The 14993-nt window shown below is 71.9% G+C and carries 13 protein-coding genes; 5 read left to right on the top strand and 8 right to left on the bottom strand.

All coding sequences use genetic code 11. From position 1 onward, the window contains the following. The first annotated feature begins 3 nt into the window (after positions 1-3). From Asi02nite_RS24850 to Asi02nite_RS24835, 4 genes are all read left to right on the top strand, one after another. Positions 4-366 (top strand): YciI family protein, encoded by a 363-nt coding sequence (locus Asi02nite_RS24850; RefSeq protein WP_203716319.1) that lies wholly within the window; start codon positions 4-6, stop codon positions 364-366. A 51-nt stretch (positions 367-417) separates the two neighbouring features. Then, positions 418-1641 (top strand): RNA polymerase sigma factor, encoded by a 1224-nt coding sequence (locus Asi02nite_RS24845; protein ID WP_308440175.1) that lies wholly within the window; start codon positions 418-420, stop codon positions 1639-1641. A gap of 63 nt (positions 1642-1704) precedes the next feature. Then, the gene (locus Asi02nite_RS24840; RefSeq protein WP_203716317.1) at positions 1705-3021 is read left to right on the top strand and encodes a M20/M25/M40 family metallo-hydrolase; all 1317 of its coding nucleotides are present in this window, start codon (positions 1705-1707) and stop codon (positions 3019-3021) included. Positions 3022-3064: 43 nt separating this feature from the next. After that, on the top strand, positions 3065-3757 hold the full coding sequence (locus Asi02nite_RS24835) for a hypothetical protein (RefSeq protein ID WP_203716316.1): 693 nt from the start codon (positions 3065-3067) through the stop codon (positions 3755-3757). 57 nt (positions 3758-3814) lie between these two features. On the opposite strand, the gene Asi02nite_RS24830 is transcribed toward Asi02nite_RS24835, so the two are convergent. The 3 genes from Asi02nite_RS24830 to Asi02nite_RS24820 all read right to left on the bottom strand — a co-directional run bounded on the left by Asi02nite_RS24830 (position 3815) and on the right by Asi02nite_RS24820 (position 9238). Beyond that, positions 3815-4006 carry a DUF5703 family protein gene (locus tag Asi02nite_RS24830; RefSeq protein ID WP_203716315.1) on the bottom strand — a complete coding sequence of 64 codons (192 nt, stop codon included), beginning with the start codon at positions 4004-4006 and terminating at the stop codon, positions 3815-3817. A gap of 146 nt (positions 4007-4152) precedes the next feature. Then, entirely contained in the window at positions 4153-4464 is a 312-nt protein-coding gene (locus Asi02nite_RS24825) for a hypothetical protein (RefSeq protein ID WP_203716314.1), read from the bottom strand. 25 nt (positions 4465-4489) lie between these two features. Continuing rightward, the gene (locus Asi02nite_RS24820) at positions 4490-9238 is read right to left on the bottom strand and encodes an RHS repeat-associated core domain-containing protein (protein ID WP_203716313.1); all 4749 of its coding nucleotides are present in this window, start codon (positions 9236-9238) and stop codon (positions 4490-4492) included. A 354-nt stretch (positions 9239-9592) separates the two neighbouring features. On the opposite strand from Asi02nite_RS24820, the gene mshC reads away from it, so the two are divergent. Continuing rightward, a complete protein-coding gene (mshC, locus tag Asi02nite_RS24815) occupies positions 9593-10852 on the top strand; it encodes a cysteine--1-D-myo-inosityl 2-amino-2-deoxy-alpha-D-glucopyranoside ligase (protein WP_203716312.1) in 1260 nt (419 codons plus the stop codon). Between the two features lie 7 nt (positions 10853-10859). Here mshC and Asi02nite_RS24810 read toward each other — a convergent pair whose 3' ends face one another. The 5 genes from Asi02nite_RS24810 to Asi02nite_RS24790 form a co-directional block, all read right to left on the bottom strand. Continuing rightward, positions 10860-11702, bottom strand: coding sequence for an SCO1664 family protein (locus Asi02nite_RS24810; protein ID WP_203716311.1), 843 nt, complete (start codon positions 11700-11702; stop codon positions 10860-10862). Beyond that, positions 11686-12276 (bottom strand): DUF3090 domain-containing protein, encoded by a 591-nt coding sequence (locus tag Asi02nite_RS24805; protein WP_203716310.1) that lies wholly within the window; start codon positions 12274-12276, stop codon positions 11686-11688. Before Asi02nite_RS24805 ends, Asi02nite_RS24810 begins: the two co-directional genes overlap by 17 nt. Before the next feature lie 90 nt (positions 12277-12366). Continuing rightward, positions 12367-13068: a histidine phosphatase family protein gene (locus Asi02nite_RS24800; RefSeq protein ID WP_203716309.1), complete on the bottom strand. Its 702-nt coding sequence runs from the start codon at positions 13066-13068 to the stop codon at positions 12367-12369. Positions 13069-13078: 10 nt separating this feature from the next. After that, entirely contained in the window at positions 13079-13912 is an 834-nt protein-coding gene (locus Asi02nite_RS24795) for an undecaprenyl-diphosphate phosphatase (protein WP_203716308.1), read from the bottom strand. Next, positions 13909-14961, bottom strand: a complete 1053-nt coding sequence (locus Asi02nite_RS24790; RefSeq protein WP_203716307.1) for an LLM class F420-dependent oxidoreductase — start codon at positions 14959-14961, stop codon at positions 13909-13911. The genes Asi02nite_RS24795 and Asi02nite_RS24790 overlap by 4 nt, the downstream gene beginning before the upstream one ends. Between the last annotated feature and the right edge of the window lie 32 nt (positions 14962-14993).

Here is a 14993-nt window from a genome sequence, read left to right as displayed (position 1 = left end):
CCGATGCGATACATCGCGCTGCTCACCGCCACCCGCCCCGACACACCGCCGCCGCCCGGGCTGATGGAGGCGATCATGAAGCTCGGCGCGGACGCCACCAACGCCGGCGCCCTGGTCGACCAGGCCGGGCTATCGCCGAGCGCGTTCGCCGCCCGGGTCGGGGTGGCCGGCGGGGAGCTGACCGTCACCGACGGGCCGTTCGCCGAGGCCAAGGAGGTCATCAGCTACGCCGTGTACGACGTGCGGGACAAGGCCGAGGCCGTCGAGTGGACCTCCCGCTTCATGCGCGCCCACCGCGACCTCTGGCCCGGCTGGGAGGGCGAGTCCCAGGTGCTCAAGGTGATGGGGCCGGAGGACTTCGCCTGATCGAGGGTCGTGGCAGGATCGGTGGCGATGGGGGCCGCCGATCCTGCCACGGTGCGCCGCACGGTCGAGGCGGTGTGGCGGATCGAGGCCGCCCGGGTCGTCGCGGTGGTCGCCCGGCTCACCGGCGACGTGTCGCTCGCGGAGGAGATCGCCCAGGACGCCCTGGTGGTGGCGCTGGAGCAGTGGCCGCGCGACGGCGTACCCGATGATCCCGGCCCGTGGCTCCTGGCCACCGCGCGGCACCGGGCGATCGACCAGATCCGCCGCCGGCAGAACTACGCCGCGAAGCTGCGGCTCGTCGCCGGCACGGTCAGCGAGTCCGACGACGGCGGGTACGGCGCGGTGCTCGACGAGGGCCGGATCGGTGACGACCTGCTCCGGCTGATCTTCACGGTCTGCCACCCGGTGCTGCCGGCCGAGTCGCGGGTGGCGCTGACCCTGCGCCTGCTCGGCGGCCTGACGACCGCGGAGATCGCCCGCGCGTTCCTGGTGCCCGAGCCGACCATGGCCGCCCGGATCACCCGGGCCAAGAAGGCGCTGGGCGGCGTCGAGTTCGGCCTGCCGCCCGCCGCGGAGCTCGGGCCACGGGTCGCGTCGGTGCTCGCCACCGTCTACCTGATCTTCAACGAGGGGTACGCCGCGACGGGCGGTCCGGCCTGGGTCCGGCCGGAGCTCGCCGACGAGGCGCTGCGGCTGGGCCGGCTGCTGCAGGGGCTGCTGCCGCGCGAGCCCGAGGTGCACGGGCTGGCCGCGCTGATGGAGCTGCAGGCGTCCCGGCTGCCGGCCAGGCACGACGACGCGGGCCGCCCCGTGCTGCTGCCCGACCAGGACCGCCGGCGCTGGGACCGGTTGCTGATCCGGCGCGGGCTGGCCGCCCTGGAGCGGGCGGGCTCGCTGGGCGGCGGCACCTACACGGTCCAGGCGGAGATCGCCGCCTGTCACGCCCGGGCGCGCGCGCACGAGGAGACCGACTGGGAGCGGGTCGCCGCCCTCTACGAGGTGCTGTTCCACCTGCGACCGTCGCCGGTGCTGCGGGTCAACCAGGCGGTCGCGTACGGGATGGCCGGTGATCCGGCCCGTGGCCTGGCCCTGGTCGACGCGGTGGCGGGGGAGCGGTCGCTGCGCGACTATCCACAGTTGCCGGCGGTCCGCGGCGACCTGCTGGCCCGCCTCGGCCGGGCCGACGAGGCCCGTTCCGCCTTCGCCGCGGCGGCGGCACTGACCAGGAACGACGCTGAGCGGGCGTTGTACGCCGCCAGGGCGGCCGGCGGATAGCGTGGCGGTGCCCACGCGCGCCCGGTCGGGCCGGCGACCCGGGCGACTGGTAAGAAAGAGCGCATGACCAGCCCCGCGCTCTCCGGTGCCGACGAGGTCGTCGACCTGTGCCGTGACCTGATCCGGATCGACACCACCAACACCGGCGACACCGCCACCTCGACCGGTGAGCGGGTGGCCGCCGAATACGTCGCGGAGAAGCTGGCCGAGGTGGGTGTCGACGCCGAGCTGCGCGAGTCCGCGCCCGGCCGGACCAGCCTCGTCGCCCGCATCCCCGGCACCGACCCCGCGCGCGGCGCGCTGCTCGTGCACGGCCATCTCGACGTCGTGCCGGCCGACCCGGGGGAGTGGTCGGTCGACCCGTTCGGGGGCGAGATCCGCGACGGCTACCTGTGGGGCCGCGGCGCGGTCGACATGAAGGACTTCGACGCGATGGCGCTCGCGGTCATCCGCGACTGGCAGCGCACCGGCGTCCGCCCGCCCCGTGACATCGTGCTGGCGTTCACCGCCGACGAGGAGGCGGGCGGCGACTACGGCGCGCACTTCCTGGTCGACAACCACGCCGACCTGCTCGAGGGCTGCACCGAGGCGATCGGCGAGGTCGGCGGCTTCTCCTTCACGGTCTCCGAGGACCTGCGGCTCTACCTGATCGAGACCGCCGAGAAGGGCATCCACTGGCTGCGGGTGACCGCGCACGGGCGGCCCGGGCACGGCTCGATGATCCACGACGACAACGCGATCACCGCGCTGGCCGAGGCGGTCGCCCGGGTCGGCCGGCACCGCTTCCCGGTCGTGCTCACCGACACCGCGCAGGCGCTGCTGGCGGAGATCTCCGGGCTGCTCGGCATCGACTTCGACCCGGCCGACCCCGAGACGACGATCGCGAAGCTCGGCCCGATCGCCGGTTTCGTCGGCGCGACCGTGCGCAACACGGCCAACCCGACCCGGCTCGACGCGGGCTACAAGGAGAACGTGGTGCCCAGCCGGGCCTCGGCCACGCTGGACTGCCGGACGCTGCCGGGCCAGGCCGAGACGTTCCTGTCCGAGATCCGCGAGCTGCTCGGCCCCGACGTCGACATCGCGCACATCCAGCGGCAGCCGGCCGTCGAGACCACGTTCGACGGTCCGCTGGTCGACGCGATGTCGGCGGCGCTGCGGGCGGAGGACCCGGGCGCCCGGGCCGTGCCGTACATGCTCTCCGGCGGCACCGACGCCAAGGCGTGGCAGCGGCTCGGCATCCGGTGCTTCGGCTTCGCGCCGCTGCGGCTCCCGCCGGACCTCAACTTCGCCAACCTGTTCCACGGCATCGACGAGCGGGTGCCGGTCGACGGCCTGCGCTTCGGCGCACGGGTGCTCGACCGCTTCCTGCGTACCTGCTGATCGCCGCCGTTTCTGTTCTTTCTCCCCGAGGGATGGTTTCACCATGACCGACGACCACTCTGCCCTGGACAGCGCGCTCGAGGAGGTCATCGCCGCCGCCCGCGCCCACCTGACCGCGGTGAAGGCCGCCGACGGCCGGGTCGACGACGACGACGTGTGGCAGGCGTACGTGACGCTCAACAACACGTCCTACCACTACGACGAGCTGCTGCTCGAGGCGTTCGGCGAGGTGACGCCCTGGGACGTCGAGTCGATCGACCCCGACGAGGTCGAGGGCCAGCTCGGCGGCGTCGTGGTCGAGGGCGACGACGGCCGCGACGCGCACCCGCACGTGATCTCGGTGCGGCAGCGCCGCGACTACCGGGTGCCGAGCGTGGTGGCCCTGGTCCGCCGCGCGGAGGAGGTCCGCAGCGAGGCCGGCCCCGACGAGGAGACGGGCGGCGCGGTCGAGACGGTGGGCGAGGCGGTGCTGGAGCTGCTCCAGGCCGGTGACGGATCGCTGAGCGCGCTCGACGTGCCGGAGCTGGAGCCGCTGGACGGTGTGGTGATGGTCAGCGAGGTGCCCGAGGCGCTCGACCTGGAGAGCTTCGAGGAGCACGACAGCTCGGGCCCGTTCACGCCCGGCGGCACCGACCGGCTGGTCGGCCGCCTCGACGAGCACCCGTTCCTGCCGGGCGACCTCGACGGCTCGGTGGTGGACGACGACGGCGCGGACGACGAGGACGGCCCGCGCTGATTCTCGCGGTAGATCGCCGGGCGGCCCCGTCGGCCGTCCGGCGCTCCGCGGTGGAGCCTAGATGCTGAGGCCCGGCTGCGGCCTGTTGACGAGCCGGCGCCGCAGCATGACCTGCCGCGTGCCGTCCCGGAACAGCCGCACCCGGGCCAACTCCCATCCGGAGAACTCCGCCTGGATCGCGAGCTGCGCCTCGGCGGTCGTCCGATCGACATTCGGCGGCAACCGCAGAGGCGCGTATTCGTAGTCCATGGCACCTATCCTGCCCACTCCCGGTGTGCGGGCACCAGTGCTTCCCCCAACCGGCCGGCCCGGCGAGCCCGAGGTGTCACAGGGCTCACTCGGGCACCAACGGAGGCGACCGGTGGCTCGACGGGCCACCGGTCGCCCCGGTTCGTTCAGCCGTTCCCGTTGATCACCGAGAGCTCGAGGGCGGCGCCGGGCCGCAGGAACGTGTTCGTGAGCGTCGCGGCGCCGGCCGGCACCGCACCCTCGACGGTCACCTCCTCGTCCGGCCCCAGGTCGACCTCGACCTCCCGGCTGCGCTGCCAGTCGGTGCGGACCCGCAGCCGGTGCCGGCCGGCGGTCACCTCGACCCGTTGGCTGTCGCCCCGGCGCAGGCGGGCCACGACGCGCCCGTCGACCAGGAACGCCATCCGCCGTGCGATGCCGCCCGCGTCGTCGGGCCGCCGAAGTGTGAGAGTCGCCATCGTCCGTCCCATCTGCCCGGGCGTCCTAGAACGCACCCATACCCAACTCCTTGAGGATGTTCCAGCCGACGTCGGCCCAGTTGATGTCCTTGCCGTCCTCTTCGGCCGCGCAGGCCTCCTCGACGAAACCGCCGAACACCGAGGTGCCCACGATGAAGCCGATCGTCGCACCTGCCGGCCCGCCGACACCGAAGCCCAGCGCCCCGAAGATCGCGCCGGCCAGGGCGAAGGTCGAGTACTCGGCCAACGCGCACTGCCAGCTCAACCCCGTCGGATCGGTGTTGTTGACCGGGTTGCAGCCGGCGTACCCGTACGGCAGGTCCTGTCCGCTCGGGTCGCGCTGGCTGAACCGGCCCAGCGCCGGGTCGTAGTAGCGGGCGCCGAACTTGGTGAGTCCGGTCGGCCCGTCGAGCATCCCGGCGGCGTACCGCCACGGGTTGGGCACCTGCTGGCTGGCCGACAGCTGGTTGCCGTACGGGTCGTAGCTGTACGAGTTGACCTTCGTCGCGGTCCCGTCGACCAGGCCCACCACCGAGCCGAGCCCGTCGACCAGGTAGTAGTAGCGGGAGCCCTGGGTCCGGAGGCCGATCAGGTTGCCGCCGGGGTCGCGGGTGAAGTACTGGGTGGTCCCGCGGGCGGGCTCGGTGTCGTTGGGCGCCGCCCCCGACCCGGGCGGTCCGGGCAGCGTCGACGTGGCCGAGGCGACCCCGAGCGCGCTGGTGACGTAGGTGACGCTGCCGGAGCGCCGCCGTTCGGTCTGTTCCGGGCCCGCGTAACTGATCGGCGCGTGCGTGGCGCGGCCAGGCGCGGTGATCTCCGTCGTCTGGTTGTTGACGCTGTTGTAGGTGAACTGCCACCCGGTGGACGAGCCGGTGGTGTTGCCGTTGGCGTCGTAGGTGTACGTCGCCGAGCCGGCGCTGGTGAGCTGGTGGGCGTCGTTGTAGCCGTACGACGTGGCGGTGCCGTTCTCCGTCTTGGAGGTGCGGTTGTTGTTGGCGTCGTAGGCGTACGCACGGGTCAGCCCCGGCCCGGACGCCCCGGTGAGCCGGTTGAGCTTGTCGTAGCTGTACGTGGTCGTGCCGGCCAGGTCGGTCATCGCGTGCCGCAGGCCGGTGTCGGCGCCGCCCTTGGTGTAGTCGTACGAGAACGACGACAGCTTCGTCCCGGTCGCGTCGTTCGTCGCCACGATCGAGGTCTGCCGGCCGGACCGGTCGTATTTCATCTCCACGGTCACCCGCGGCGAGGTCGGCAGGTACATGAAACGGCGCCGGTTGTTCTCGTCGTAGGTGAACGTGACCGGTTGCGACGCGCCGGGTTCGCGCACCGAGGTCACCAGGTTCACCGCGTTGTAGCCGTAGGTGACCGCGCCGCCGGCGTCGGTGTAGGTGGTCACGTTGCCGTTGCGGTCGTAGTCGTAGGTGACCGCCACGGCTCCCGGCGCCTGCTTCCCGGTCGGCCGGCCGAACCTGTCGTAGCTGAACACCGTGACGCCGGTCGGGTCGGACAGCCGGGTGAGGTTGCCGTCCTTGTCGTAGGTGTAGTCGACCACGACGCCGCCCTGGAAGGTCACGGTGTCGACGCGGTCGAGGTGGTCGTACGTGTAGCGGGTCTTCTGACCCTTGCCGTCGGTCTGCTCGCTCAGCCGCGACAGCGCGTCCGGCACGACGACCACGTCACCGAGCGGTGCCGGGTTGTCGACCTTGGTCAGGTTGCCCTTCGTGTCGTACGCGTAGCTGGTACGGACGTCTTTGCCGTCGTCCTGCCACTTCACCGTGCCGTTGGTGTTGTACTCGGCCTCGAAGAGCTTCTGGCCGGGGTACTGGCTGCTCTCCTCGGCCGTCTTGTTGCCCGCCACGTCGTACGAGTAGCTCATGGCGTTGCCCTGCGGATCCTTCGCGCCGCTGACCGCGTGCGGATGTGCGGTGTTGTTGTAGTCCAGCGTCGACGTGGCGCCGGTGGCCAGCCCGACCGACGTCAGGTTGTTGGTGTTCGGGTCGAAACCGAACGTCGCGTTGTTGGTCAGCGCGTCGGTGAAGGTCTCGACGTTGTCGTTGGCGTTGTACTTCTTCGACTGTTCGTGCCCCAGGGCGTCCTTGACCTTGGTCACCCGGTCCCGGGTCTCGTACGTGTGCGTGGTGATCCCGTCCGTCGTGGTCGAGGTGGCCACGCCGTTCGGGTCGGTCACCTCCGTCCGGCCCGCGTGGTACGTGAAGGTGTAGCGGGCGCTGTCCGGTGTGCCCCCGGGGTTCGTCTGCTCGTAGAAGTCGAGCATCCGCGACGAGTCCGGTTCGTAGCCGAGGTTCGTGACCCGGCCCTCGGGTGTCGTGATCCGGGTGAGCCGGTCGCCGTCGTAGTCGAACCGGGTCACGCCGCCGCCCGCGTCCGTGACCGTCTCGAGGTTCTGGGCACCGTTGTAGGTGTAGCTCACGCGGCGGGACGTCGGGTCGGTGATCGACGTGAGCCGGCCCGACGCGTACGCCAGGGTGCTGATTCGGCCCTGGGTGTCGGTGATCGTCGTGACGTTGCCGGAGCCGTCGTACCCGTAAGTGATCTTGTTGTTGTTCCTGTCGACCATCCGGAGCAGACGTCCGGTGCTGTCCGCGAAGAAGAAGCTGCCCTCGCTCTTGTCGAACTTCAGCCGCAGCTCGCCGGTGCCCGTGTCGCGGGTGAGCTTCGCGTCGATGCTCGGCGGAGTCCGCCACGCGTTCGCGGCGGAGTTGACGAACTTCGCTGTGAACCCGCTCGGCGCGTGGTAGGTGACGTCGGCCGTGGCGTGGTCGGCCTTGGAGTACGTCAGCCTGATGCCCTGCCCGGTGCCCGGTGTCCAGCCCGTGCCCAGCACCGAGACCGCGGTGGAGCGGGAGTTGTAGTAGCGGTCGACGGTCAGGTCCGTGCCGGTGCCGCGGATCCGCAGGTCGACGCCCTTGACCAGGAGGTTGCCGTTGGCGACGTTGACCTTCAGCTCGAGCCGGTCGGTCAGCTTCAGCTCCTGGAACGAGAACCGGCCCTGCTCACCCGTCGGCGAGCCGTCCGACGTCGCCAGGTAGCGCCACGCCGACCACGGGCCGAGGTCCGTGCCGTCGTTGCCCCGGGCCCGCCACTTGTAGACGGTGTTGGCGACGAGCTCGCCCCCGGGCACCGTCCAGGTGGACTCGGCCCCGCTGGCCACCGTGCCGCCCGCGCCGGACGCGAGCAGCGTGGCACCGGTGCGGTCGTAGATCTCGTAGTCCACCCGTCCGGTGTCGCCGTCCGGGTCGCTGAACACGGCCCGCATCAGCGGCGTACGCGTCTCCGTCTCGGCGGCGTCGCCCGGCTGCAGCGTGCTCGGGTTGAGCGCGCTCGGCGGCGCGCCGTAGTTGACCTCCGCAAACGGCACCTCGCCGGCCGCGACCGCGTCACCCGAGCGGAACCGCTTCCAGGCGAGGATGTCCGTCTCGTCCGTGGCCCGGATCCCCATGTACGCGGTCGCCTGGTTGATCGCCGCGGCCCGGGCGAAGAAGGTCGTGGCGTTGACCGACGCCCAGCCCTGCACGCACGTCGAGTTGTAGCCGCGGGTCGTGGTCGACGTGCCCTCCCGCTGGTTCCAGCTCGGCTGCGACGTCCAGCGGGTGGCGGTGCTGGCCGGTCCGGTCGACCAGATCTCCCACGCCTTCGGGGCGCACGAGGCCGAGTGGTAGTTGAAGAAGTTGACGGCCGCCGAGTTGATCCGCTTGCCGCGCAGGGCCGCGACGTTCCAGTGCACGAACGAGCGCGCCACCGGCGGACCGTCGGGGTAGCGACCGAGCTGGAGCTCGGGCTCGGCGCTGCGGTCGGTGGTGAAGTCGGACCGCACGTACGTGTCGAAGGAGCCGCGGATCTGGGTGATGTGCGGATCGACGATCACCGGGTACGTCGTGGCGGGGTCGTCGAAGAAGGAGCGGGCGGGCGCCAGACGCACCTCGACCGCCGCCGTCCCCTTCGCGGCGTGACTCGTCGGGATCCGCACCTGGCGCAGTGGCTGGCCGGTGAGCGGGTGGGCGGACGAGTCCCACATCTCCGGCTTCGCCGAGACCCCGACGACCCGGTCGTCGTCGGTGAAGACCAGGCCGCCGTCGTGGTCCGGCCGCACCCGCACGCCGGTGGTACGCACGGGGAAGGTGAGCGCGGCCACCTCCTTCGCCGCCGCCGGGCGCTTGACGACGAGGAACTGCCGCGCTCCCGTCCGGCTCGCCTCGACCACGAGGTCGACGCCGGGACGCACCTCGGGATAGGTGACCCGGTTCCCGGCCAGGACCGGTCGCGGCAGGGCGCCCCGCCAGGACAGGCCGGCCCGCCCGGGGCCCACGTCGAGGCTGAACAGCTCGTGCTCGCCGGCTCCGGCCGCGCCGGACACCCGCAGGTTCGCCGGGTGCGCCGCAGCGGCGATCGATCCATCCGCCTCCGCTCGCATGGAGAGATCAATCGGCACGAGCCGGCCGCCCGCGTCGCGCATGCGCAGTGGGCCGGCGTAGAGCTTCGCCGTCCAGCCGCCGCCCGGCTGTGCGAAGACCTCCTGGGTCTCGGTCCGCGCTGCCACGTCCTCGACCGGCTTGCCGCAGGCGGCGGCCACGGCCAGTGCCCGGCCGGCGTCCGGCTGTGTGGGGGAGCAGTCCGGCGCCGTGGCGGCAACCGGTGCGGCGCCGGTGGGCGGTGCACCGGCGGCGGCCGGGACCGGCAGGACCGCGGTGACCAGGATCAGCGCGGCCGCCGTGGCGATCCGTCTGTTCCAGCGTCGCCGAAAATGGGCATGATTCATCGCCGGACCTCCTCAGTCCATGGACGATTGCGATAGCGCAACCGTAGAGATCCGTCGATGCGTTGGTCAACGATCACTGTGCGTTCGTGAACTCATCCTGAACAGGGCGAATGGGCCGTCGAGGTCACGTGCGGTAGCGAAGATGATCACTACAATCGCGGCATTTGATCTCATAACCGAGCCCACGCGAGGCCGCGCACCACGGGCGAAATTCTCGGTCCGCCCGCACGGGTCAACCGGTCGGCGCGGGCTGTGCTACGCCACATCCGTCACGCCCGTCACCGTGCCGCTCCGGCGTGATCATGGTGGCCCGGCCGCCGTGATCGTTCGGGAAGCGCTGGATAGGCTGGCGGAATGCAGTCTTGGACCGGGCACGACGTGCCGCGGCTGCCGGGCACCGGTCAGCCTCTCGTGTTGTTCGACTCGGCGCGGCGCAGCGCACATCCGACGAGCCCGGACCGGGAGACCGGGGCGACGATGTACGTCTGCGGGATCACCCCGTACGACGCCACCCACCTCGGCCACGCGGCCACGATGATCACGTTCGACCTGGTGCAGCGGGCCTGGCTCGACGCCGGCTACCCGGTGCGCTACGTCCAGAACGTCACCGACATCGACGACCCGCTGCTGGAACGGGCGCAGCGCGACGGTGAGGACTGGGTCGTCCTCGCCATGCGGGAGACCGCGCTGTTCCGCGAGGACATGGAGGCGCTGCGGCTGATCCCGCCGGCGCACTACGTGGGCGCGGTCGAGTCGATCCCGGTCATCGTCGACCGGGTCGTCGAGCTCGTCAACGCGGGCGCCGCGTACACCCTCGACGACGGCACCGGCGACGTCTACTTCGACATCGCGGCGGCGCCCCGGTTCGGCTACGAGTCCAACCTGAGCCGCGACGAGATGCTCGTGCTGGCGGCCGAGCGGGGCGGCGACCCCGACCGCGAGGGCAAGCGTGACCCGCTCGACCCCCTGCTCTGGCGCGGCGCCCGCGACGGCGAGCCGGCCTGGCCCGGCGGGCCGCTCGGCCCGGGCCGCCCCGGCTGGCACATCGAGTGCGCGGTCATCGCGCTCGGCCTGCTCGGCGACACGATCGACGTGCAGGGCGGCGGCAACGACCTGATCTTCCCGCACCACGAGTGTTCCGCCGCGCACGCCGAGGTGCTCACCGGGCAGGCGCCGTTCGGGTCGCACTACGTCCACGCCGGCATGATCGGCCTCGACGGCGAGAAGATGTCGAAGTCGCTGGGCAACCTCGTCTTCGTCTCCCGCCTGCGGGCCGACCACGTCGACCCGATGGCGCTGCGGCTGGGCCTGATCGCCGACCACTACCGTGGCGACCGCACCTGGACCGACGACACGCTCAAGACCGCCGAGGAGCGGCTGGGCCGCTGGCGGGCGGCCGCCGCGGCCACCGCCGGGCCGTCGGGTGCCGACCTGCTGGCGGGGGTACGCAGCCGCATCGCCGACGACCTCGACACCCCGGGTGCCCTGGCCCTGGTCGACGCGTGGGCGGACGCCACCCTGGCGGGCGCCGGCGACGACCCGGACGCACCGCTGCTGATGGCGAAGACGGTCGACGCCCTGCTGGGCATCACGCTGCAGCCGACGGCGATCTGACCGGACGCTACATCGGGGGCCAGGGCACCGACGGCCAGTCGGTGCCCGGCTCCGGGAAGCTGGCGTTCTCCAGCAGGCGGCGGACGCGGCCGCGGAGCCGGCCCACCTCGTGGCCGGTCAGGTGCGTGCGCAGGGCATCGCCCAGGGCGCCCTTCAGATCGCGGGTCAGGCGGCCGAGCACGTCGACGGCCTCGTCGGGCAGGCCCGCGCCCGTCCAGCCCCACAAGACCGTACGCAGCTTGGGCTCGACGTTGAACGTGACGCCGTGGTCGACGCCGTAGACCCGGTCGTCGGGGCCGACCAGCACGTGGCCGCCCTTGCGGTCGGCGTTGTTGATCACCACGTCGAGCACCGCCAAGCGGGCCAGGCGCGGGTCGTCGGCGTGGGCCAGCGAGTAGGGGTTGCCGTCCTCGTCCTGGGCCGACGCGATCCGCTTCCAGCCGGCCGGGAGCTGCCGGGCGGGCACGAAGCCGACCAGCGGCTGCGCCCCCTCGGGCTCGTCGATCCAGAGCTGGCACATGCCGGGCCCGAGCGGCCCCTCGTCGCGCAGCAGGGTCGGCGGCACCAGGTCCCACCCGGTCGCCGCCGACACGAGGTAGGCGCTGACCTCGCGGCCGGCCAGGGTGCCGTCGGGAAAGTCCCAGAGCGGCCGCTCGCCGCTGATCGGCTTGTAGACGCAGCGCGCGGTGACACCGTCGAGCGAGACGAACGCCCGCAGGGTGGTGTTGGACGCGTCGACCAGCCGGCCCTCGAGCTCGATCTCGCCCGAGCGCAGCAGCGTCAGCGCGTCTGGCTCGGGAAGCCGGGAGGGCGCGTCCACCGGCGTGGCGCCGTCACCGGTGATAGCCATTGTGGCGCGGGCAGAGGTGGCCGCGCGGGTCGAGCGGCTGGCCACAGAGCGGGCAGGGCGGCCGGCCGGCGGCGACGACGCGCCGCGCCCGGCTGATGAACTCGCGGGTCGCCTGCGGCGTCAGCCGCACCCGGAGCCGGTCGAGATCGTCGTCGGGCTCGTCGTCATCGTCGTCGTCCTCGACCGCCTCGGCCTCGGCGTCCTCGACGTCGAGCTCGCCCTCGCCCGCGGCGATCGCCTCGATCACCACGGTGGCGCTGTCGACGTCGAACGCGAGGCCCAGCGTGCCGACACGGAACTCCTCGTCGACCGGGCTCTCCAGCGGCTCGTTGTCGGACTCGACCACCGGCTCGGCGGGCGGCAGCTCGAGGTCGACGCCGAACCGGCGGGCGGCCTCGGTGAGCAGCTCCTCGAGCTTCTCGGCCAGGAGGGAGACCTGGACCTTCTCGAGCGCGACGCTGACCACGCGGCCACCGCCCCGCGCCTGCAGGAAGAAGCTGCGTTCGCCGGGTGGTCCCACGGTTCCAGCCACGAACCGCTCCGGCGGCTCGAACGCGTGCACCTGGTGGGTCATAAGAAGACCCTATCCGCCCACGTGTGAGCCCGCGTAGCGCACTGCCTCGAATGTGGGGAGCGGATCAGCGACGTTCGCGCAGAGCGAATCTCAGCTCGGCCCGGCGCCGCCGCCGACGACGGCGTCCGACGAGGTAGCGGCCGTTTTGCGAGGTCGCCGCCGCCGTTTCGGCGGCACCAGGCCGGCGAGGTCACCACCGATGTCGTTGAGGCGCAGCAGGAACGGGCGGGTGGGTGTGTAACGGATCACGGTCACCGAGGCCGGATCCGCGACGATGCGCTGGAACTGGTCGAGGTGCAGGCCCAGCGCGTCGGCCACGATCGCCTTGATGATGTCGCCGTGGGTGCAGGCCAGCCAGAGCGCCTCGGCGCCGTGCTCGGCCGTGACCTTGGCGTCCCACTGCCGGACCGCGCCGACGGCCCGGGCCGACATCCCCGCCATCGTCTCGCCGCCCGGGAACGCCACCGCGGACGGGTGGAGCTGGACGACCGGCCACAGCGGATCCTTGGCCAGCTTCTTGAGCGGCTGGCCCTCCCACTCGCCGTAGCCGCACTCGATCAGCCCGTCCTCGACGCTGGGCAGCGCGTCCGGCAGGGCGAGGTCCAGCGTCTGCCGGCAGCGGATCAGCGGGCTGCTGACCACCGCGGCCAGCGGCAGGCCGCGCAGCCGTTGGCCGACCGCGACCGCCTGGGCCCGGCCGGTCTCGTCGAGCTCGACGGGCTGCCGCCCGGCCAGCCCACCGTCGGCGTTGGCGGTCGTGCGGCCGTGTCGCAGCAGGAGAAGGGTCGCCACGCGGACGACTCTACGTGGCCGAGATCGTGCCGTTGATCAGGAGAGCGAGGACGATGGAGCCGACCGCGACCCGGTAGAGCACGAACGGATAGAACGTGTGCGCGGACACGTACCGCAGCAGCCACGCGATCGACGCGTACCCGAGGCCGAAGGCGATGATCGTCGCGACGATCATCTGGGCACCCGAGGGCACCAGGCCGCCGCCGCTCTTGTCGAAGACGTCCGGCAGGCTGAACAGGCCCGACATGACCACCGCGGGGATCGCCAGCAGGAACGAGAAGCGCAGGGCCGCCTCTCTGGTCAGGCCGAGGAAGAGGCCGGCGCTCACGGTGCCGCCCGAGCGGGAGACGCCGGGGACCAGTGCCAACGCCTGGGCCAGGCCCATCGTGACCGCGTCGGGCATCCGGAAGCGCTCGAGGGCGCGGGTCTGGCGGCTCAGGTATTCCGCGAAGGCGAGCACGAACGAGAAGACGATCAGGACGATCGAGACCAGCCAGAGGTTACGGGCGGCGGTGCGGATCTGGTCCTTGAACGCGAAGCCGATGATGCCGATCGGGATGGAGCCGACGATGACGTACCACGCCATCTTGTAGTCGAACTCCTTGCGCGCCGACTTGTCCCAGATGCCGATGACCCAGGTCTTGGATATTCGCCAGATGTCCTTGGCGAAGTAGAGCAGCACGGCGGCCTCGGTGCCGAGCTGCGTGACCGCGGTGAACGAGGCGCCCGCGTCCTGACCGAAGAACAGGGCCGAGGTGATCCGCATGTGCCCGGACGAGCTGATCGGCAGGAACTCCGTGAGCCCCTGCACGATCCCGAGCACGATCGCCTGGGTCCACGTCATTCCCCGACCCCCGACTTGTCCAACGCCTCGGCCACCGTACGCAACGTCCGCACGCCCGATTCCACGTCGGCCACGTACGGGCTGATCGACAGTGTGGTAACGCCCGATTCGGCGTACGCCTGCATCCGGTCGGCGATCCGCTCCATGCTGCCGAGCAGCGAGGTGCGGTCGATGAACTCCAGGGGTACGGCGGCCGCCGCGTCCCGCTGGCGCTTGTCGAGGTAGAGGTCCTGCACCGTCTTCGCGGCGTCGCCGTAGCCCATCCGGACCGCGAGGTCGTTGTAGAAGTTCTGCTTCCGGCTGCCCATGCCGCCGATGTAGAGGGCGGCGTACCAGCGGACGAGCTCGGCGGCCATGGCCACGTCGTCGCCGACCACGACGGGGACGCTGGGGACGACGTCGAAGCCCTCGCCGGCTCGAGCGGCCTTTTCCTTGCCCGCTGCGATGCTCGCGTGCTGTTCGCCGGCGAACTCGGGGGAGTAGAAGACCGCCAGCCAGCCGTCGGCGATCTCGCCGGCGAGCTCGAGGTTCTTCGGCCCGACGGCGGCGAGGTAGATCGGGATGTGCTCGCGCGGCGGGTGGAAGCCCAGGCGCAGCGTCTTGCCGGGGCCGTCTGGCAGGGGGAGCGTGTAGTGGTCGCCGGTGTATTCCACCGGTTTGCGGCCGACGGCGAGCTTGACGATGTCGACATATTCGCGGGTACGGGCGAGCGGCTTGCCGAACCGCACGCCGTGCCAGCCCTCGGAGACCTGCGGGCCGCTGACGCCGAGGCCGAGCCGGAACCGGCCGCCGCTCAGGTTGTCGATCGTGGTCGCGGTCATCGCCGTGGCGGCCGGGGTGCGGGCCGGGATCTGCATGACCGCCGCGCCCAGGTCGATGGTCGAGGTCTGGCCGGCGAGCCAGGCCAGGGTCGACGGCGAGTCGGAGCCGTAGGCCTCCGCCGCCCACACGACCGTGAAGCCGAGCCGCTCCGCCTCCTGGGCCATCGCCAGGTCGGTCGCGGGCGAGCTCCACGCCGTCTGGTATCCGAGGTTGAGTCCGAGTTTCACCGTGCCCCTCCCCACTGCCGCCGACGGCGGCG

Origin of the sequence: Asanoa siamensis (genome assembly GCF_016862555.1) — a bacterium.
GTDB lineage: Bacteria > Actinomycetota > Actinomycetes > Mycobacteriales > Micromonosporaceae > Asanoa > Asanoa siamensis.
This window is presented reverse-complemented; position numbering and strand designations above follow the sequence as displayed.